The organism is Photobacterium salinisoli, from assembly GCF_003614885.1.
Taxonomy (GTDB): domain Bacteria; phylum Pseudomonadota; class Gammaproteobacteria; order Enterobacterales; family Vibrionaceae; genus Photobacterium; species Photobacterium salinisoli.
Genome location: NZ_QZMS01000007.1, coordinates 188,918 through 206,557 on the forward strand (window position 1 = coordinate 188,918; position 17,640 = coordinate 206,557).

Consider the following 17,640-nt stretch of genomic DNA (forward strand, 5'->3'; position numbering starts at 1 on the left):
ATGAAACACCTAAACGGCATGGCCGGAGGCGCGGATGTCTGATCAGGCACTGACCCTGATACTTGAACAGGTCAAAGACAAAGAACATAACGCTTTTCTGGCACTTCAGCAGGCCAAGCGGGATCTGGACAGCTTTTACCAGCAGCGCGAACAAATTGAAAAGTACCGCTACGATTACTGCCTGCAATTGACCGAGCGGGGCCAGAATGGACTGACGGCCAGTCAGTTCAGCCACCTGCATAAATTCCTGGGGCAGTTAGACGAAACTCTGGTTCAGCAGGGGGCGGCCGGCCGTGAATTTGAACGTCAGGTAGAGAAATGTGCTGAGTTCTGGCAACAGGCTCGTACTGAGCGTAAGTCAGTTGAATGGCTGCTGGAAAAAAAACACACAGAGCGGGAACAGCGTCTGGCGCGTCAGGAGCAAAAGTTAATGGATGAGTTTGCCTCGCTGCAATCTGCCCGCCGCCGGTGTTAATCGCTTATCGCAGTCAACTCAAGAGCTGGTTCACTTCTTGCATGGTTTTGAGTATAACCACGACTTTGGTCGTCAAATAATTGTCAGTGTAAGGTAGTTATGAAACCGTCCAGCAGCATTTCTGTCGATTTTAGCACGTCCGGATCCTCTGTCCGGCCGGGTAAGCCTGCTCGTTCTGACAGCCGCGAGGAAACGGGACTGTCGGGGTTTTCATCACGACTTGAGTCTGCCGTTCACAGTGAAAGTAAAACGGCGACTAAGCGTCAAAAAATTGAATCGACTGCCGCGCAGTCGACAAAGACCAGCGATAACGCCGCGCAAACACACAAGGCGAAAGACAGCCAGCGGCAAGAAAGTGCAGACGCAGTTGCAGCCGGTAAATCATCGGAAAAAGCGTCGGATGCCTCGCAGACAGCGGCAGGCGAAAGCCCTGAGTCTGAGAGCACGGAAGAGAGTATTCGCGCCGAGGCAGAAGCACTGTTAGACAGGCTGAATGCCTCCAGCCAGCAACTGCAGATGGCAAAAGATGGCAAAGAATTGCCACCTGAATCTGAAAGCAGTGAAGTACAAGGAGCAGGAGGCGCCTTCTTACCGCCTGGAATGACAATGCAAGCAGGCACTCAGGCGCTCAACAGTGAGCTGTCTGAAGCTGAAGCTGGAGTTGTTGATGACGGTGTGGTTGCAGGACGATCGGGTAAACTTGCTGAGATGCTGGCAGCGGTCACCAAAGGTACCGCTTCTGATGCTAAAGGTAAGGGTGACAAACCTGACCTGACGCTGGTAGCCGGCTCGGTTCAGTCGGCCATTCAGGGTGATGCGAAGGCGGGCAGCGAAGGAGATGCTCAGCCAGATTGGCTCAGTGACGCCATTGCCCGGCTTTCTGCTTCTGCCAAAGGCGGGGAAGCCGGAGCGGCTGACGGTGTAAATGCTAATCAGGCGGGAGCCGGTCAAACGGGCGTATCGGCATCGCTTCAGGCGGCTTTGTCTGATGCCGGGCTGCAGATGGAGACGGTACAAAAAGACGCCATGGCGACCGGACCTGCATCTGGCACCAATGCGATCACCGGGCAACCCTCTTCACTGACAGCGATGCAGCGAGCTGAAGCGCAGGCACAGCCAACCGCACTTCCTCTGCAAAAAGAGATGGCTGGTGAGCAACTGGCGGAGCGGGTGCAGATGCTGATGAGTAAAAATCTCAAGCATGTTGATATTCGCCTGGATCCCCCAGAACTGGGCCGGATGCAGATAAAACTGGCCATTAATAATGATCAGGCATCGGTGCAGTTCCATGTTGGTAATGCACAGACCCGGGATCTGGTTGAACAGGCTATGCCGCGATTGAGAGAGCTGTTACAGCAGCAAGGTATCCAGTTGACCCAGGGAAGCGTGCAGCAGGACGGTAATCAGCAATTTGCCGGCCAGCATACCGGCACGCAACAGGGTGAAGAAGGCATGGCCAGAGGCGGTCAGAGTGGCCAGTCGCAGCGGGATGATGACGATGGCAATGCGATTGCCGTGACTGTCAGCGAGCAAAGCGACGGTATTGATTATTACGCATGATCCCAGCGCCATAGCTGGTATTTTGCGACACCCAAGTGACTATTATTGATCCGCGAACGGAATTGGAAATATGGCTGAATCAGCGGCAACAACAAATAGCAAAAAACGCATTATATTGATTTTAATTGCATTAGTCCCCGTGCTATTGGGGGGCGTAGCAGCCTGGTTTTTCCTGTCTGACGATCAGTCTGCTGCGGGTAGCGATGGCATGTCGGCATCCCAGTCTTCAGGTAAGCCGGAACCGGCTTATTACGTGATTTTGCCGCACCCCTTTATTTTCAATGTGACGGGGGATACCCAGCAGCGGCTGGTACAGGTGAAAGTACAACTCATGGTACGCGGCGATGAGAATGATACTCTGGCCCGTCAACACATTCCTTTGGTAGAAAGCACCCTGCTTCAATCTTTCGGTGCCGCCAGTGTGGAGCAGCTTCGTTCACCCAGCGGACGGCTTGAACTACGTCAACAGTCGCTGCAATCCGTGCAGTCTGCGCTGGTGAAAGTATCTGGCAGCCCTGTGGTCGAACAGGTTCTGTTTACTGGCTTTGTAATGCAATAGGTTCCCAGTGACTGATTTATTAACCCAAGACGAAATTGATGCGCTGCTGCATGGCGTCGATGATGTAGAGGATGATCACCCCCGGCAAGAGGAAGGCACTGGGGTTATCTCGTTTGACTTCTCATCGCAAGACCGCATTGTCCGTGGCCGGATGCCGACGCTTGAGCTTATCAATGAGCGTTTTGCCCGCCATATGCGGATCAGTTTGTTTAACATGTTACGCAAGACGGCAGAAGTGTCGATCAATGGCGTACAGATGCTCAAATTCGGCGAGTACCAGAACACCCTTTATGTCCCGACCAGTTTAAACATGGTGCGTTTTCGTCCCCTGAAAGGCACGGCCTTAATTACCATGGAAGCCCGGTTGGTCTTTATTCTGGTTGAGAACTTCTTTGGTGGAGATGGCCGTTTCCACGCCAAGATCGAGGGGCGTGAATTCACGCCGACTGAGCGGCGTATCGTCCAGATGCTGCTGAAACTGGTTTTTGAAGACTATCGTGAAGCCTGGTCACCTGTGATGGGCGTGGAATTCGAATACCTGGATTCCGAAGTGAACCCGACCATGGCCAATATCGTCAGCCCGACAGAAGTGATAGTGGTGAGCTCTTTCCACATTGAAGTGGATGGCGGCGGCGGCGATTTCCATGTTGTGATGCCGTACTCCATGGTCGAGCCGATACGCGAATTGCTTGATGCCGGCGTCCAGAGTGACAAAATGGACACCGATGTCCGCTGGAGCAAGGCACTGCGGGATGAGGTGATGGATGTCGAAGTGAATCTGCGTGCCAAATTGCTCGATATTGACCTGACGCTGCGGGATCTGATGGAGTTGCATTCCGGCGATGTGATACCGATTGAATTGCCGGAAACGGCCACTCTCTACGTCGAGGATCTGCCGACATACCGCGGAAAAATGGGTAAATCCGGTGATCATGTGGCGATAAAGATTTCCAAGAAACTTAAGCGGCCAGATACGGTGAAAACGGACCTTGCCTTCTTAGATGGCGATGAGCTGAGTCCGACTTTCTCCGCTACTGACCCGATTGACGATTAATACAGGTGATTTATGTCAGATAAAGATCAACAAGTTGCTGACGACTGGGCAGCAGCCCTGGCTGAACAGGCCGACGACAATATTGAAGCGGCACCGCTGGAAGAACTCACAGACGAAAGTACCCCTATTACGGATGAAGAACGACGTCGTCTGGATTCCATCATGGATATTCCGGTCACGATTTCAATGGAAGTCGGACGCACCAAAATCAGTATCCGTAACTTACTGCAATTAAACCAGGGCTCGGTCGTTGAACTGGACCGTGTTGCCGGCGAATCGCTGGATGTACTGGTCAATGGTACTTTGATTGCCCACGGTGAAGTGGTGGTGGTCAACGATAAATTCGGTATTCGTCTGACCGATGTGATCAGTCAGACTGAACGTATTAAGAAGCTGCGGTAACAGGGATGAAAGCATTGAAAAGCACATTGCTGGCCGGTCTGGCATTACTCAGCCAGCCGGTATGGGCGGCCGGGGCGCCGGAGCTGGATATGGGCGCAACGATTGGTTCGCTGCTGCTGGTATTGGTTCTTATCGTGTTTCTTGCCTGGCTGCTGCGTCGCATGAAGCTGCCGGGTGTCAGTGGCGGAGATAACGGGCTGCAGATTGTCCGCCAGGTGGTGGTAGGCCAGCGTGAGCGAATCGTGCTGGTGCAGGTAGGTGACGAGCAGTTGCTCATTGGTGTAACGCCGCAAAATATTTCAATGCTGACCAAGCTGGAAACCCCCTTGCCGGTCAGTGCCGGTGCAGGCAACGGTGAGTTTGCTCAGCAACTCGGTAAGTTGTTGAAAAGACAATGATGTATAGATCTAACTTCTTTATCTGGGTTGTCGGTGCACTTTGCCTGCTGCTTTCCGGTATGGCGAGTGCGCAGAGCGAAGGTGGCGGACTGGGGAATGTGGCGGGTAACAATGTCACCGTCAGCGAAATGCAGAGCGATAAAGGGGCTGCAACCCTGCTGACCACCAAAGGTGGTGGCGGTATTCCGGCGTTTTCGGTATCAGTGAACCCGGATGGCACCGAAGATTACTCCGTCACACTGCAAATTCTGGCGTTGATGACGGCGCTGGGCTTTTTGCCTGCCATTGTGATCCTGATGACCTCATTTACCCGCATCGTGGTGGTGATGTCGATTTTGCGTCAGGCGCTCGGTTTGCAGCAGACCCCGTCAAACCAGGTAATTATCGGGATAGCCTTGTTCATGACTTTCTTTGTCATGTCCCCGGTATTGGATGAGATCAATACCAAAGCCGTTCAGCCTTATATCAATGAAGAGCTCTCTGCCCGTGAAGCCCTGACGGTTGCCCAGGATCCGCTGCGCCAGTTCATGCTCAAACAAACGCGGGTGAAAGATCTGGAAACCTTCGTGGATATGTCGGGATCGCAGGCAACAGACCCCCAGCAGGTACCTATGACAGTACTGATCCCTGCTTTTATTACCTCGGAGCTCAAAACGGCATTTCAGATTGGCTTTATGCTGTTTCTGCCTTTTCTGGTCATCGATCTGGTCGTGGCCTCCATACTGATGGCCATGGGTATGATGATGCTGTCGCCGATGATAGTCTCACTGCCGTTTAAATTAATGTTGTTCGTACTGGTGGATGGCTGGAACCTGATCCTGTCGACACTGGCCGGCAGCTTCGGCACCTGATGACAGGGAGTGACAGACAATGACGCCAGAAGCCTTCGTCGAAATTTTTCAGGAAGCCCTCTACATGGTCCTGGTGATGGTCTGCGTGATCGTCATACCTGGCTTGCTGATCGGTTTGGTGGTTGCGGTTTTTCAGGCCGCCACATCCATCAATGAGCAGACGTTAAGTTTCCTGCCTCGTCTGGTGATTACCCTGGTTGCGCTGATGGTGTTTGGTCATATGATGACCAGAATGCTGATGGATTATTTTCATCGCATCATTGAGCACATTCCTCAAATTCTTTACTGAGCAGACAGGTCATGACGTATCCGGCGGAGGTCATTTTAGATTGGCTGGCCAATTATTTTTGGCCGTTGACCCGCATCGGCGCCATGATGATGAGCATGACTTTCTTCGGCGCCCGTTTCGTGTCGATGCGTATCCGGCTTTATCTGTCGCTGACAGTGACTTTTGCTGTGATGCCTATGCTGCCTCAGGTCCCTGATATTCCTCTGTTATCTTTTGAGGGCTTTCTCACCACCGGCCAGCAGGTGATCATAGGTGTCGCTATGGGGCTGGTGACGCAGTTTGTCACCCAGACATTTGTATTGTTAGGGCAGATCCTGGGTATGCAGTCCAGCCTCGGATTTGCCTCTATGGTCGACCCGGCCAACGGGCAAAACACCCCAGTGCTGGGTCAGCTGTATATGATGCTGGCCATCATGTTATTTCTCGCCACTGACGGTCATCTGGCGATGCTCAGGCTGGTGGTGCTGAGCTTTACCACTTTGCCGGTCGGCCAGTCGATGTTGCAGGCGGTGGATTATCAGCAGCTGGCGGGCTGGTTCGGCTGGATGTTCAAAGCCGGTTTAAACATGTCGCTGGCAGGGATTATTGCGCTGCTGACGGTGAACCTCTCGTTCGGCGTCATGACACGTGCGGCACCTCAGCTGAATATTTTCTCCCTGGGCTTCTCGTTTGCGCTCTTGCTGGGGCTGTTTGTCAGCTGGTATCTGTTAATTGGCATCCAGGCGCAGTATGAAGAACACTGGCAACTGGGTACAGAGCAAATCTGCAGCCTGATCAGGCTCGATTGCTGATGGCAGACAGGAGGGAGTCTGATGGCTGAGTCAGACGGACAAGAACGTACTGAAGACGCAACCCCCCGACGGTTGCAGCAAGCGCGTGAAAAAGGTCAGGTCGCGCGATCAAAAGAACTGGCGTCGGTTGCGGTACTGGTATCGGGTGCGGTTGGCCTGATGTGGTTTGGCGAAATGCTGGCCGTTGCTTTGAGTGAAGTCATGCGCAAATTTTTTACGCTCAGCCGTGAAGAAGTGTTTGATTTTACCAAGCTGCTTTCTGTGACCGGTGATGCCATAGCGCATATGCTGTGGCCTTTGCTTCTGGTGTTGTTATTCTTGTTTGTGGCAGCACTGATTGGCGCTTCCGCTCTGGGCGGAATCAGTTTTTCCGCTGAGGCGGCAAGACCCAAGCTCTCAAGAATGAACCCGGGCAGCGGCCTTAAACGTATGATAGGTAAGCAAAGTGCCGTTGAACTGGTGAAATCCATTCTGAAAGTCACTTTGGTGGCCGGTGTTGCTTACTACCTGATGTACAGCAGCCTGGAAGGTTTCTTTCAGCTCAGCATAGAGACTTATCCGAGCAATATCTTTCATGCACTGGAGATTTTACTGCGCTTTGTCTTGCTGATCTGTTGCTCGCTGCTGGTGGTGGTCGCAATTGATGTGCCTTACCAGATCTGGCAGCATAACGAGCAGTTGAAGATGACCAAACAGGAAGTCAAAGACGAATATAAAGATGTCGAAGGTAAACCTGAGGTCAAAGGCCGTATCCGTATGCTGCAGCGTGAAATGGCGCAGCGGCGCATGATGGCGGAAGTGCCAAAGGCCGATGTAGTGATTACCAACCCGGAGCACTTCTCTGTTGCCTTACGTTATGATCCCACACTGGACAAGGCGCCGGTGGTCATTGCCAAAGGTACTGATCATATGGCGATGAAAATCCGGGAAGTGGCCAACCAATATAAGATTGATATTGTGCCCGCACCTCCGCTGGCTCGCTCTCTCTATCACAGTACCGAGCTGGAACAGCAAATACCGGATGGTCTGTTTGCCGCTGTGGCACAGGTGCTGGCGTACGTGTTCCAGCTCAAACAATACCGGCGCGGTAATGGTAAGCGACCCAAGTTATCGGCAGGGGCTGTTGATATTCCTCCCGAATTACGGCGCTAATTGCTTGATATAAAATGTTTTGGCTGCAGGTCAAAATATTGACTTATCAAGGCGGTATAAATTTTGCTTTATGCGAAGCTTAGCCCGTTCAGTTGTCTGCGATTCACCGGCACACCAAGTGTAAGGCAGTGAATACGCGGTGAACACTTAGTGAGCACTGACGATTAACCGATTCCAACCTGATAAGAATGCATGAAGCTGCCGATACCTTTTTCAGATAAATTGCCTTTACACCGATTACAGTCTCTACCTGCAATCGGCGCGCCTGTCATGGTACTGGCAACATTGGCGATGGTTGTGTTGCCAATGCCAGCAATGCTGCTGGATATGGCCTTTTCTTTTAATATTGCGCTGGCCCTTGTGGTGCTGCTGGTCACTGTCTATACCCGCCGCCCGCTGGACTTTGCGGCTTTCCCGACCGTACTGCTGATTGCCACCCTGCTCAGGCTGGCACTGAACGTGGCATCAACCCGGGTTGTACTGCTGAATGGTCATGAAGGCCCGGAGGCGGCAGGCCAGGTGATCGACGCCTTTGGCTCAGTGGTGATCGGGGGGAATTACGCGGTTGGTTTGGTCGTATTCCTGATTCTGATGATCATCAACTTCATGGTGGTTACCAAAGGTGCTGGCCGTATTTCTGAAGTTAGTGCCCGCTTTACTCTTGATGCCTTGCCGGGTAAGCAAATGGCGATTGATGCCGATCTTAACGCCGGGTTAATCGATCAGGAGCAGGCACGAACGCGCCGCAGCGAAGTCACCAAAGAAGCCGACTTTTACGGTTCAATGGACGGTGCCTCTAAATTTGTGAAAGGGGATGCCATTGCCGGTATCCTGATCCTCTTCATTAATATTATTGGTGGCCTGATCATTGGTATGGGCCAGCATGATCTCAGCTTCAATGAGGCAATTCATATCTACAGCCTGCTGACCATAGGTGATGGTCTGGTGGCGCAAATCCCGTCTCTGTTGCTGTCCATCGGCGCTGCCATGATGGTGACTCGTCAAAATACTGACGAAGACATGGGGCAGCAGATGTTGTTCCAGATGTTCAATAACCCTCAGGCGCTGATCATCACAGGCGGGATACTATTTGTGATGGGTATCGTTCCCGGTATGCCTCATATTCCGTTTCTGCTGCTGGCGCTGATCATCGGCCTGATTGCCTACTGGCGGGTGAAGAAAGAGCAACACGCGAAAGTGCTGGCAGAATCCGCTCCGCCTGAGACACTGGACAGCAAGCCAGTGACCAAAGAGCTGTCGTGGGATGATGTTCAGCCCATGGATACCATCAGTCTGGAAGTCGGCTACCGCCTGATCCCTATGGTAGATAAAGAGCAGGGCGGCGAGCTGCTGGAGCGGGTAAAAGGCGTTCGGAAAAAACTGTCACAGGATTTTGGCTTCCTGGTTCCGCCGGTCCATATCCGGGATAACCTTGAATTGCCGCCCAATACCTATCGAATCAGCCTGATGGGGGTGAATAACGGCGAATCAAATATTCACCCTGATATGGAACTGGCGATCAATCCGGGTCAGGTATTTGGCAGCCTGGAAGGGGAGCGGACGACCGATCCCGCCTTCGGACTGGAAGCCATCTGGATTTTAGAATCACAGCGGGAGCATGCTCAGGCATTGGGCTATACCGTTGTTGATGCCGCCACTGTACTGGCTACCCACCTGAGTCAGATTCTGGTGAACAATGCTTCTCAGTTGCTCGGGCATGAAGAAGTACAGAACCTGCTGGAAGTTCTGGGGCAGTCCACACCGAAACTGGTGGACAATTTTGTCCCTGATCAGCTGCCGTTAGGCGCTGTGGTGAAAGTGCTGCAGAACCTGTTGCATGAAGGTGTGCCTATCCGGGATATCCGCACCATAGTCCAGACTTTGTCCGAGTATTCCGGTAAGAGTCAAGATCCCGACATCCTCACCGCTGCCGCTCGTATTGGCCTAAAACGTCTAATTGTTCAGGAAATCAATGGAATAGAGCCTGAATTACCTGTTATCACTCTTGTTCCTGAGTTGGAACAAATATTGCATAAAACAATGCAGTCTAGCGGGGGCGAGTCCTCCGGTATAGAGCCGGGTCTGGCAGAACGTTTGCAGCGCTCTCTGACAGAAGCCACCCATCAGCAAGAGCTGAAAGGCGAACCGGCGGTACTGTTAACGTCTGGCGTACTGCGCGGCACGTTAGCCAAATTTGTGAAAAACACCATCCCGACACTGCGGGTGCTTTCTTATCAGGAAATCCCTGATGAAAAGCAAATCCGTATTGTGAATGCTGTGGGTAACTAGGTGTCCCCAGGCTGACTGAGTCAGCCAAAACGTGCAGGGTAATCCGTCACCGGATGGGAAGACTGAATTGAAAATTAAACGATTTTTTGCCAAGGACATGCGAACCGCGCTGAGTGAAGTTAAAGAACAACTCGGTGCGAATGCGGTGATTATGTCCAATAAGAAAGTGACCGGCGGTGTTGAGATCGTGGCGGCGGTGGATAATGACGCCAGCGAAGCCAAGGTGCCGTCACCGTCACAACCTGCCCGTGATGCCCTGGCGGAACGTTTTGGCGAGGCCAGGCGCAAATTGGCTGACGACAAGGTGCAGTTGCAGCAGCCTGCCAGCGGCCATTTTGCCAAGGTGCTGCAAAACTATGCTCAGGATCCTGAAACGGAAGTGGACTCCCTGTCAGCCTTATTACAGCGCCAGTCGAAGCACATCGGCGGACACCCTGCTGAACGTCAAGGATATGACTATTCTTCCCGTCCTCAGTCGGAGAAAAGCCCTTACGGCAGCGATAGGCGTCAGGCTTCACATCCTTATGCAGCAGCTGGACGTCAGTCACAGCAGAGTGTTTACGGTGACTATCGCCAAAATCATGACGCAGACGCACCGGCAGGGCGCACCGGCCGGGTGAGTCCAGCGTCTGCAAATCAGAAAAACAGTGCTTTTCAGAATCGTCTTGATCCCAGCCGCTATGAAGCGCGCTCGCCCGGTCGTGACGATGACCTGGATGCCATGCGCAGTGAGATGGCCTCGATCCGTCGTCTGCTCGAACACCAGTTGTCTGGTTTGATGTGGCAGGAGGTTGAGCGTCGTGAGCCGATGCGGGCCATGATGATTAAGCGCCTGGAAAAAATGGGCTTATCTTCAGAGCTGGCCGATCAGCTGGCTTGTTATATTCCTGAAGATGTCCAGCCGCACAAGGCCTGGTCATCCTTACTTCAGCTGCTGGCCGACCAGATCATTACCACTGATGACTGTATTCTCGAAACCGGGGGCGTGGTCGCACTGCTTGGGCCGACCGGTGTAGGAAAAACAACAACAATCGCCAAACTGGCCGCCAGAGCGGCGATGGACTTTGGTCCGAATGAAATCGCATTGGTCACCACAGATACCTATCGTATCGGTGCACATGAACAGCTGGCGACTTATGGTCGAATTCTGGGCTGTCCGGTAAGAGTTGCTAAAGATGCCGAAGAGCTTGCCGATATACTTCATCAGTTACGGCATCGCCGCCTTGTACTGCTCGATACAGCAGGCATGGGGCAAAGGGATCTTCGCCTGCAGGAACAGCTGGATACCCTGATGCATAATAGTGGCTCACAAATTCGTAGCTTTCTGGTATTACCGGCGACCTCCCAGCGCCGCGTTCTGCACGAAACCATTGAGCATTTCCGTCGTATCCCGTTGTCGGGCTGCGTGCTGACAAAGCTGGATGAAACCCTCAGTCTGGGGGAAGTTATCAGTGTCACACTGGAAAGTGCTCTGCCGATCGCATATCTGGCGGATGGTCAACGTGTCCCTGAAGACATTAAAGTCGCCACGGGACACTTCATGGTTAATCGTGCAAACGAGTTGTTGGAAAACGACATGGGCCAGCAAACCCACTTCTGGAGCAGCGACAGCGCAGATAACCAGGGGGCGGATTTTTATGATTGAGAACATGATGCACGATCAAGCAAGCGGCTTGCGCCGTATGACAAAACTGGCCTCGACCAAAGTGATCACCGTCAGTGGTGGTAAAGGCGGTGTGGGTAAAACCAACATCACACTCAATATGGCGATTGCCATGGCCCGTCAGGGCAAGAGAGTAATGGTGCTGGATGCCGATCTTGGCCTGGCCAATGTTGATGTGATGCTGGGGCTGCGAGCGGGTCGTAACCTGTCTCATGTCCTCTCAGGTGTGTGCGATCTGCGGGACATCATTATCGAAGGTCCTTACGGCGTAAAAATCATACCGGCCTCTTCGGGCACGCAAAATATGGCGGAACTGTCCAGTGCTCAGCACGTTGGCCTGATCCGCGCGTTTGCCACCCTTGAAGATGAAGTGGATGTCCTGCTGGTGGATACTGCAGCAGGGATCTCAGATATGGTATTGAGTTTTGCCGGCGCGGCCCAGGATGTACTAATTGTCGTATGTGATGAGCCGACCTCCATTACCGATGCGTATGCGCTGATTAAAATCCTGAACCGGGAATACCAGGTACAAAGGTTTAAAATTGTGGCCAATATGGTCCGCAGTTATCGCGAAGGGCGAGAGCTGTTTGCCAAGCTGACCCGGGTGACTGAGCGGTTTTTGCAGGCCAACATGGAGTTGGTTGCCTGTATCCCATTAGATGACAGGGTACGTCAGTCTATCAAGCGACAAAAAGTGGTCGTGGAAGCTTTCCCTCGCAGCCCAGCGGCATTGGCCCTGACAACGCTCGCCAACAAAGCGTTGACCTGGCCGGTACCGAACAATCCGGCCGGACATCTGGAATTTTTTGTTGAAAAGTTATTAGTTAAACCAACACCTGAAGAGGTACCTCTGGGTGAATAAAGCACAAACATACGGCCGATATCAGGAATCCCCCCATGCGTTTGTTGAGCGGTATTCGTCACTGGTGAAGCGGATTGCGCATCACCTGATGGCGCGATTGCCTCCCAATGTACAGCTGGAAGACCTGATCCAGGCTGGCATGATTGGTTTGCTGGAAGCACAACAGAACTATGATCCGGGCAAAGGTGCCAGTTTTGAAACTTTTGCCGGAATTCGAATTCGGGGCGCCATGCTGGATGATATCCGTCGTGGCGACTGGGTTCCTCGCTCCGTGTACAAAAACAACCGTCGGATATCTGAAGCCATTGCGCAGTTGGAAAGCCGCCTCGGCCGCGATCCAAATGACCAGGAAATTGCTGAATATCTCGAAATGACACTCGAACAGTACCATCAGGCATTAAATGATGTTAATTGTGGTCGCCTAGTGGGTATGGACGACCTGGGTGTCTCAGAAGATACGGTAGCAACCGAAGATTCAGTGGCAGAAAACCTCCCTTTTCAGGATGTTGCGGACGGCAGTTTTCGCCATGCTCTTGCTGGTGCCATTCGCACATTGCCGGAAAGGGAAGCACTGGTGTTGTCGTTGTATTACGACGAGGAACTCAACCTCAAAGAAATTGGTGCCGTTTTAGGTGTCAGTGAATCCCGTATTTGCCAGATTCATAGTCAGGCAATGCAGCGTCTGCGGGCCAAGTTGTCTGCTTGGACTGCTTCATAAACACACGATATAGAAGAAACACTGTGACCTCAGTGGAGGCAACTTTGAATAAAAATATGAAAATCCTCATTGTTGACGACTTTTCAACAATGCGCCGTATCGTCAAGAACTTACTACGTGACCTGGGCTTTAATAACACCCAGGAGGCGGATGATGGATTGACTGCGTTACCCATGTTAAAGAAAGGCGACTTCGATTTCGTCGTCACCGACTGGAATATGCCGGGCATGCAAGGCATTGACTTGCTCAAGCAGATCCGGGCCGATGCAAGCCTGAAACACCTGCCAGTACTGATGATTACTGCTGAAGCCAAGCGCGAGCAGATCATTGAAGCTGCTCAGGCCGGTGTCAATGGCTACATTGTTAAGCCATTCACCGCTGCCACGCTGAAAGAAAAACTGGACAAGATTTTCGAGCGTATGCAGTGATGCCGTCAGTCTGACGCTAACTAGGGTAGACACATATGATTTCACTTGAACAGGCGAAACAACTCGTCGCGCTGCTGGAAGAAGACCGGCAAGCGGACGCAGACGAGTTGTTCCGAAGCCTGGTGTCGGATTGTCGGGATCCGATGTATCTCGAAGTGGGTAAATTGACGCGTCAATTACATGACTCATTGCAGAATTTTCGTCTGGATCCCCGTATTGCTGATTTAGCGACGACCGACATTCCTGATGCACGTGGACGTCTGAATTATGTGATAGACAAAACCGAGGAAGCCGCCAACCGGACAATGGATGCCGTTGAAGGCACGCTTCCTATTGCGGATTTATTGCGTGAACGTCTGATGCAAGTGAAACCCCAGTGGCAACGTTTAATGCACGGGGAGATCACCCTTGGTGAATTTAAACGGCTTTGTCACGATATTGACGCATTATTAGTTCAGCTCGACGGTGACAGCGAACAGCTTCACCGTCATCTGACTGAGATTCTGATGGCACAGGACTTCCAGGATTTGACGGGCCAGGTTATTCGCAGAGTGATCGAGCTTGTTCATGAAGTGGAGCATCAGCTGGTTGAGATTCTGAAGGCTGCCGGTATTGAACAGAGTGAAAGCTCAGTAGTCGTGAGCCAGAAAGACAAAACACTCTCCCCGGAAGGGCCAATTATCAACAGTGCTGAACGCACTGACGTTATGTCTACCCAGGATGACGTCGATGATTTGCTATCAAGTCTTGGATTTTAGGGGAAGCTTATGAGCTTTGATTTAGACGAAGATATCCTGCAGGACTTTTTAATCGAAGCCGGGGAAATTCTGGAATTACTTTCCGAGCAGTTAGTAGATTTGGAACGTCGTCCAGAAGATACAGATTTGCTGAATGCCATTTTCCGCGGCTTCCATACTGTCAAAGGTGGTGCCGGGTTTTTGGCGTTAACGGCATTGGTTGACGCTTGTCACGGTGCTGAGAACATTTTTGACTTACTCCGTACCGGTAAACGCACTGTGACTTCAGAGCTGATGGATGTCATCCTTCAAGCACTGGATACCATCAATGTGATGTTCGCACAGGTGCAGGACCGTGAGCCGATTGAGCCAGCAGAACAAAGTTTGCTGGATGCGCTGCATTATTACAGCCAGCCACCGGGTGCCGAAGAGCTGGCGGCGGCTGTCTCAGCTCAAGCGCCGGTTGCTGCTCCTGCAGCGGCAATCGAGCCGGCTTCACCTGAACAGCCCGCGATTGCTGGCGGTTCGGTGGATGAAATCACTCAGGATGAGTTTGAGCGTCTGCTCGATGAGTTGCACGGTGCGGGCGGCAGCCCAAGCGCCACCTCAGCCAGTGCTGTTCAGAGTGCACCTGTCTCGACAGACCTTGATAATGGCGATATCACTGACGATGAGTTTGAACGCCTGCTAGATGAGCTGCACGGTATAGGTAACGCGCCTGGCAATGAAACTTCGGGTGCTGATGAGTCAGCCTCGCCAGTTGCTGCGCAAACGTCCGAATCGCCTGCTGCTGCCAGTGCACCTGGTACAGGTGACGGCGACTTAATGACAGATGACGAATTTGAACGTCTGCTAGATGAATTGCACGGCAGCGGTAAAGGACCGTCAGATGAAGAGCTGGCGATTGCAACCAAACCGGCTTACGCGTTACAGGCGAAAGCCGACCCCGCGCCTGTCAGCGCTCAGCCCGTTGCTGAGATGCCGCAGCCTGTTGCTGAGCGTAAAGCAACCGGGTTAAAAGAAAAATCAAAGACGCAGGCTGAAGCCACTGTCCGTGTCGATACCTCTACCCTGGACACCATAATGAACATGGTTGGTGAGCTGGTATTGGTGCGAAATCGCCTGATCAGCCTGGGCCAGAACAGCAATGACGAAGAAATGTCAAAAGCTGTTGCAAACCTTGATGTGGTGACCGCAGATCTTCAGGGGGCGGTAATGAAAACGCGTATGCAGCCAATCAAGAAAGTCTTTGGCCGCTTCCCGCGTGTTGTACGCGACCTGGCCCGTAGCCTGAAAAAAGAAATCGTGCTGGAAATGCGCGGTGAAGAAACCGATCTCGATAAGAATCTGGTGGAAGCGCTGGCCGATCCTTTGGTTCACCTGGTACGTAACTCAGTCGATCACGGTATCGAAATGCCGGATGTGCGTGAGAAGGCCGGCAAGCCGCGTATTGGTACTGTGCTTTTGTCTGCTGCGCAGGAAGGGGATCATATTTTGCTGACCATCGAAGATGACGGCGGCGGTATGGATCCGGATCGGCTGCGACAGATTGCCGTTGACCGCGGTGTTATGGATGCAGATGCCGCCGCGCGTTTGTCTGACAGCGAATGTTATAACCTGATTTTCGCCCCCGGTTTCTCGACCAAAAAAGAAATCTCAGATATTTCCGGTCGTGGCGTCGGTATGGATGTAGTGAAAACCGCTATCAGCCAGCTGAACGGTTCCATTTACATTGACTCCAATCTGGGCAAAGGCACACGCATTGATATTAAAGTGCCGTTGACGCTGGCCATTTTGCCGACACTGATGGTTGGTGTTGCTGACCAGCCATTTGCACTGCCTCTGGCCAGTGTGAATGAAATCTTCCATTTGGATCTCAGAAAGACCAATGTGGTTGATGGGCAACTGACTATCATAGTACGTGATAAAGCGATTCCGCTGTTTTATCTCCAGGATTGGCTGGCAGGACACACAGCTACCAAGCGGGAAAAACAGCTTGGGCATGTGGTGATTGTTCAGATAGGCCATCAGAGAATGGGCTTTGTCGTGGATACGCTTATCGGTCAGGAAGAAGTGGTGATTAAGCCGCTGGATGAGTTATTGCAGGGCACACCGGGTATGGCGGGTGCCACCATCACCAGTGATGGTCACATTGCACTGATTCTGGATGTCCCCAACCTTCTGAAACATTACGCAGGCCGCAGATAATAATAATTAACAGGGGCTTAAAAGGCCCCTGTTCATTCAGGCCTGATTGCTTACGGAAAGATATGACATGGCTGTAAAAGTGTTGGTGGTGGACGACTCCAGTTTTTTCCGCCGCCGGGTGAGTGAAATTATTAATGCGGATCCGCGCCTTGAAGTGATTGGCGATGCTGTAAACGGTAAAGAAGCCGTTGAAAAAGCGCGGACACTGAAACCTGACGTCATCACTATGGATATCGAAATGCCGGTGATGGATGGTATCACCGCTGTGCGCGAAATCATGAAGTCGAACCCGACACCTATCCTGATGTTTTCTTCGCTTACCCATGAGGGCGCGCGGGCGACATTAGATGCACTGGACGCGGGTGCGTTAGACTTTCTGCCGAAAAAATTTGAAGATATTGCGCGTAATAAAGACGAGGCAATCTCTCTGCTGCAAAAGCGTGTCGCTGAACTGGCCCGTAAACGTGTCTTTATGCGAACGCCTTTGCGTGCCAGCAGTCCGGTCACGCCATCGCCAGCGGCTCGTCCGCTGACATCAGGCCGCACAGTTGTCAGTTCTGCGACCGCGACGCCGCCGTCACGACCAGCACCGGTTCGGCCTGCCGCCCGGTTCAAAGCAACAGGTAAACAGTATCAGCTTATGGCGATAGGTACATCGACCGGCGGTCCTGTTGCGTTACAAAAAATTCTGACTCAGTTGCCAGGCTCATTCCCTTATCCCATTGTTTTGGTTCAGCATATGCCTGCTACATTCACCGCGGCCTTTGCGGCGCGTTTGAATAACCTTTGCAAAATTGGTGTGAAAGAGGCTGAAGATGGCGATGTATTGCGTGCCGGTACCGCTTATCTGGCACCTGGCGGTAAACAAATGATGCTGGAAGGCCGCCCGGGCAATGTGCGTTTGCGTATTATTGATGGTGGTGATCGCATGAACTACAAGCCTTGTGTCGATGTCACTTTTGGCTCTGCAGCCAAGGTGTATCATGACAAGGTGTTGTCTATGATCCTGACCGGAATGGGCGCAGACGGGCGTGACGGATCGCGTATGTTGAAGTCTGCCGGCGCAACTGTCTGGGCACAGGATGAAGAAAGTTGTGTGGTATACGGTATGCCGCAGGCGGTTGCTAAGGCGGGGATATCGACGGAAGATCTTCCTTTGGATCGTATCGCTGAGCGTATTCTGATTGAGGTTGGCTTAGCTTAA

Annotated in this window: 18 protein-coding genes; all 18 read left to right on the forward strand. The window is 52.3% G+C overall.

The features are described from left to right. Nucleotides 1-34: 34 nt before the first annotated feature. The 18 genes from fliJ (at nucleotide 35) to D6M16_RS01675 (ending at nucleotide 17,640) form a co-directional block, all read left to right on the forward strand. A complete protein-coding gene (fliJ, locus tag D6M16_RS01590) occupies nucleotides 35-475 on the forward strand; it encodes a flagellar export protein FliJ (RefSeq protein WP_120510274.1) in 441 nt (146 codons plus the stop codon). A 99-nt stretch (nucleotides 476-574) separates the two neighbouring features. Then, nucleotides 575-2,035 carry a flagellar hook-length control protein FliK gene (locus D6M16_RS01595; RefSeq protein WP_120510275.1) on the forward strand — a complete coding sequence of 487 codons (1,461 nt, stop codon included), beginning with the start codon at nucleotides 575-577 and terminating at the stop codon, nucleotides 2,033-2,035. A 70-nt stretch (nucleotides 2,036-2,105) separates the two neighbouring features. Beyond that, entirely contained in the window at nucleotides 2,106-2,594 is a 489-nt protein-coding gene (gene fliL / locus D6M16_RS01600) for a flagellar basal body-associated protein FliL (RefSeq protein ID WP_120510276.1), read from the forward strand. Between the two features lie 7 nt (nucleotides 2,595-2,601). Next, a complete protein-coding gene (gene fliM / locus D6M16_RS01605) occupies nucleotides 2,602-3,648 on the forward strand; it encodes a flagellar motor switch protein FliM (RefSeq protein ID WP_027253942.1) in 1,047 nt (348 codons plus the stop codon). 12 nt (nucleotides 3,649-3,660) lie between these two features. Next, nucleotides 3,661-4,050 carry a flagellar motor switch protein FliN gene (gene fliN, locus D6M16_RS01610; protein ID WP_120510277.1) on the forward strand — a complete coding sequence of 130 codons (390 nt, stop codon included), beginning with the start codon at nucleotides 3,661-3,663 and terminating at the stop codon, nucleotides 4,048-4,050. Between the two features lie 5 nt (nucleotides 4,051-4,055). Beyond that, the gene (gene fliO, locus D6M16_RS01615) at nucleotides 4,056-4,448 is read left to right on the forward strand and encodes a flagellar biosynthetic protein FliO (RefSeq protein WP_120510278.1); all 393 of its coding nucleotides are present in this window, start codon (nucleotides 4,056-4,058) and stop codon (nucleotides 4,446-4,448) included. Next, on the forward strand, nucleotides 4,445-5,299 hold the full coding sequence (fliP, locus tag D6M16_RS01620) for a flagellar type III secretion system pore protein FliP (RefSeq protein ID WP_420812191.1): 855 nt from the start codon (nucleotides 4,445-4,447) through the stop codon (nucleotides 5,297-5,299). The genes fliO and fliP overlap by 4 nt, the downstream gene beginning before the upstream one ends. A gap of 19 nt (nucleotides 5,300-5,318) precedes the next feature. Further along, entirely contained in the window at nucleotides 5,319-5,588 is a 270-nt protein-coding gene (gene fliQ / locus D6M16_RS01625; protein ID WP_027253946.1) for a flagellar biosynthesis protein FliQ, read from the forward strand. Between the two features lie 11 nt (nucleotides 5,589-5,599). Next, nucleotides 5,600-6,379, forward strand: a complete 780-nt coding sequence (fliR, locus tag D6M16_RS01630; protein WP_120510279.1) for a flagellar biosynthetic protein FliR — start codon at nucleotides 5,600-5,602, stop codon at nucleotides 6,377-6,379. Nucleotides 6,380-6,400: 21 nt separating this feature from the next. Beyond that, the gene (gene flhB / locus D6M16_RS01635) at nucleotides 6,401-7,531 is read left to right on the forward strand and encodes a flagellar biosynthesis protein FlhB (RefSeq protein WP_120510280.1); all 1,131 of its coding nucleotides are present in this window, start codon (nucleotides 6,401-6,403) and stop codon (nucleotides 7,529-7,531) included. Nucleotides 7,532-7,723: 192 nt separating this feature from the next. Continuing rightward, complete coding sequence (flhA, locus tag D6M16_RS01640; RefSeq protein WP_120510281.1) at nucleotides 7,724-9,820, forward strand: flagellar biosynthesis protein FlhA; 2,097 nt, start codon at nucleotides 7,724-7,726, stop codon at nucleotides 9,818-9,820. A 67-nt stretch (nucleotides 9,821-9,887) separates the two neighbouring features. Then, a complete protein-coding gene (gene flhF, locus D6M16_RS01645; RefSeq protein WP_120511828.1) occupies nucleotides 9,888-11,465 on the forward strand; it encodes a flagellar biosynthesis GTPase FlhF in 1,578 nt (525 codons plus the stop codon). Then, the gene (locus tag D6M16_RS01650) at nucleotides 11,458-12,345 is read left to right on the forward strand and encodes a MinD/ParA family protein (protein ID WP_027253951.1); all 888 of its coding nucleotides are present in this window, start codon (nucleotides 11,458-11,460) and stop codon (nucleotides 12,343-12,345) included. The genes flhF and D6M16_RS01650 overlap by 8 nt, the downstream gene beginning before the upstream one ends. Beyond that, complete coding sequence (locus D6M16_RS01655; protein WP_120510282.1) at nucleotides 12,338-13,063, forward strand: RNA polymerase sigma factor FliA; 726 nt, start codon at nucleotides 12,338-12,340, stop codon at nucleotides 13,061-13,063. The genes D6M16_RS01650 and D6M16_RS01655 overlap by 8 nt, the downstream gene beginning before the upstream one ends. Before the next feature lie 56 nt (nucleotides 13,064-13,119). Continuing rightward, on the forward strand, nucleotides 13,120-13,491 hold the full coding sequence (gene cheY, locus D6M16_RS01660) for a chemotaxis response regulator CheY (RefSeq protein ID WP_036748874.1): 372 nt from the start codon (nucleotides 13,120-13,122) through the stop codon (nucleotides 13,489-13,491). 35 nt (nucleotides 13,492-13,526) lie between these two features. After that, nucleotides 13,527-14,249 carry a protein phosphatase CheZ gene (locus D6M16_RS01665; protein WP_120510283.1) on the forward strand — a complete coding sequence of 241 codons (723 nt, stop codon included), beginning with the start codon at nucleotides 13,527-13,529 and terminating at the stop codon, nucleotides 14,247-14,249. A 9-nt stretch (nucleotides 14,250-14,258) separates the two neighbouring features. After that, nucleotides 14,259-16,436: a chemotaxis protein CheA gene (locus D6M16_RS01670; protein ID WP_120510284.1), complete on the forward strand. Its 2,178-nt coding sequence runs from the start codon at nucleotides 14,259-14,261 to the stop codon at nucleotides 16,434-16,436. A gap of 67 nt (nucleotides 16,437-16,503) precedes the next feature. After that, nucleotides 16,504-17,640 (forward strand): protein-glutamate methylesterase/protein-glutamine glutaminase, encoded by a 1,137-nt coding sequence (locus D6M16_RS01675; protein ID WP_120510285.1) that lies wholly within the window; start codon nucleotides 16,504-16,506, stop codon nucleotides 17,638-17,640.

What these genes read in the sequence shown, in the direction of transcription:
- fliJ (WP_120510274.1), top strand. Translation starts at nt 35, where the DNA reads ATGTCTGATCAGGCACTGACCCTGATACTTGAACAGGTCAAAGACAAA.
- D6M16_RS01595 (WP_120510275.1), top strand. Translation starts at nt 575, where the DNA reads ATGAAACCGTCCAGCAGCATTTCTGTCGATTTTAGCACGTCCGGATCC.
- fliL (WP_120510276.1), top strand. Translation starts at nt 2,106, where the DNA reads ATGGCTGAATCAGCGGCAACAACAAATAGCAAAAAACGCATTATATTG.
- fliN (WP_120510277.1), top strand. Translation starts at nt 3,661, where the DNA reads ATGTCAGATAAAGATCAACAAGTTGCTGACGACTGGGCAGCAGCCCTG.
- fliO (WP_120510278.1), top strand. Translation starts at nt 4,056, where the DNA reads ATGAAAGCATTGAAAAGCACATTGCTGGCCGGTCTGGCATTACTCAGC.
- fliP (WP_420812191.1), top strand. Translation starts at nt 4,445, where the DNA reads ATGATGTATAGATCTAACTTCTTTATCTGGGTTGTCGGTGCACTTTGC.
- fliQ (WP_027253946.1), top strand. Translation starts at nt 5,319, where the DNA reads ATGACGCCAGAAGCCTTCGTCGAAATTTTTCAGGAAGCCCTCTACATG.
- fliR (WP_120510279.1), top strand. Translation starts at nt 5,600, where the DNA reads ATGACGTATCCGGCGGAGGTCATTTTAGATTGGCTGGCCAATTATTTT.
- flhB (WP_120510280.1), top strand. Translation starts at nt 6,401, where the DNA reads ATGGCTGAGTCAGACGGACAAGAACGTACTGAAGACGCAACCCCCCGA.
- flhA (WP_120510281.1), top strand. Translation starts at nt 7,724, where the DNA reads ATGAAGCTGCCGATACCTTTTTCAGATAAATTGCCTTTACACCGATTA.
- D6M16_RS01650 (WP_027253951.1), top strand. Translation starts at nt 11,458, where the DNA reads ATGATTGAGAACATGATGCACGATCAAGCAAGCGGCTTGCGCCGTATG.
- cheY (WP_036748874.1), top strand. Translation starts at nt 13,120, where the DNA reads ATGAAAATCCTCATTGTTGACGACTTTTCAACAATGCGCCGTATCGTC.
- D6M16_RS01665 (WP_120510283.1), top strand. Translation starts at nt 13,527, where the DNA reads ATGATTTCACTTGAACAGGCGAAACAACTCGTCGCGCTGCTGGAAGAA.
- D6M16_RS01670 (WP_120510284.1), top strand. Translation starts at nt 14,259, where the DNA reads ATGAGCTTTGATTTAGACGAAGATATCCTGCAGGACTTTTTAATCGAA.
- D6M16_RS01675 (WP_120510285.1), top strand. Translation starts at nt 16,504, where the DNA reads ATGGCTGTAAAAGTGTTGGTGGTGGACGACTCCAGTTTTTTCCGCCGC.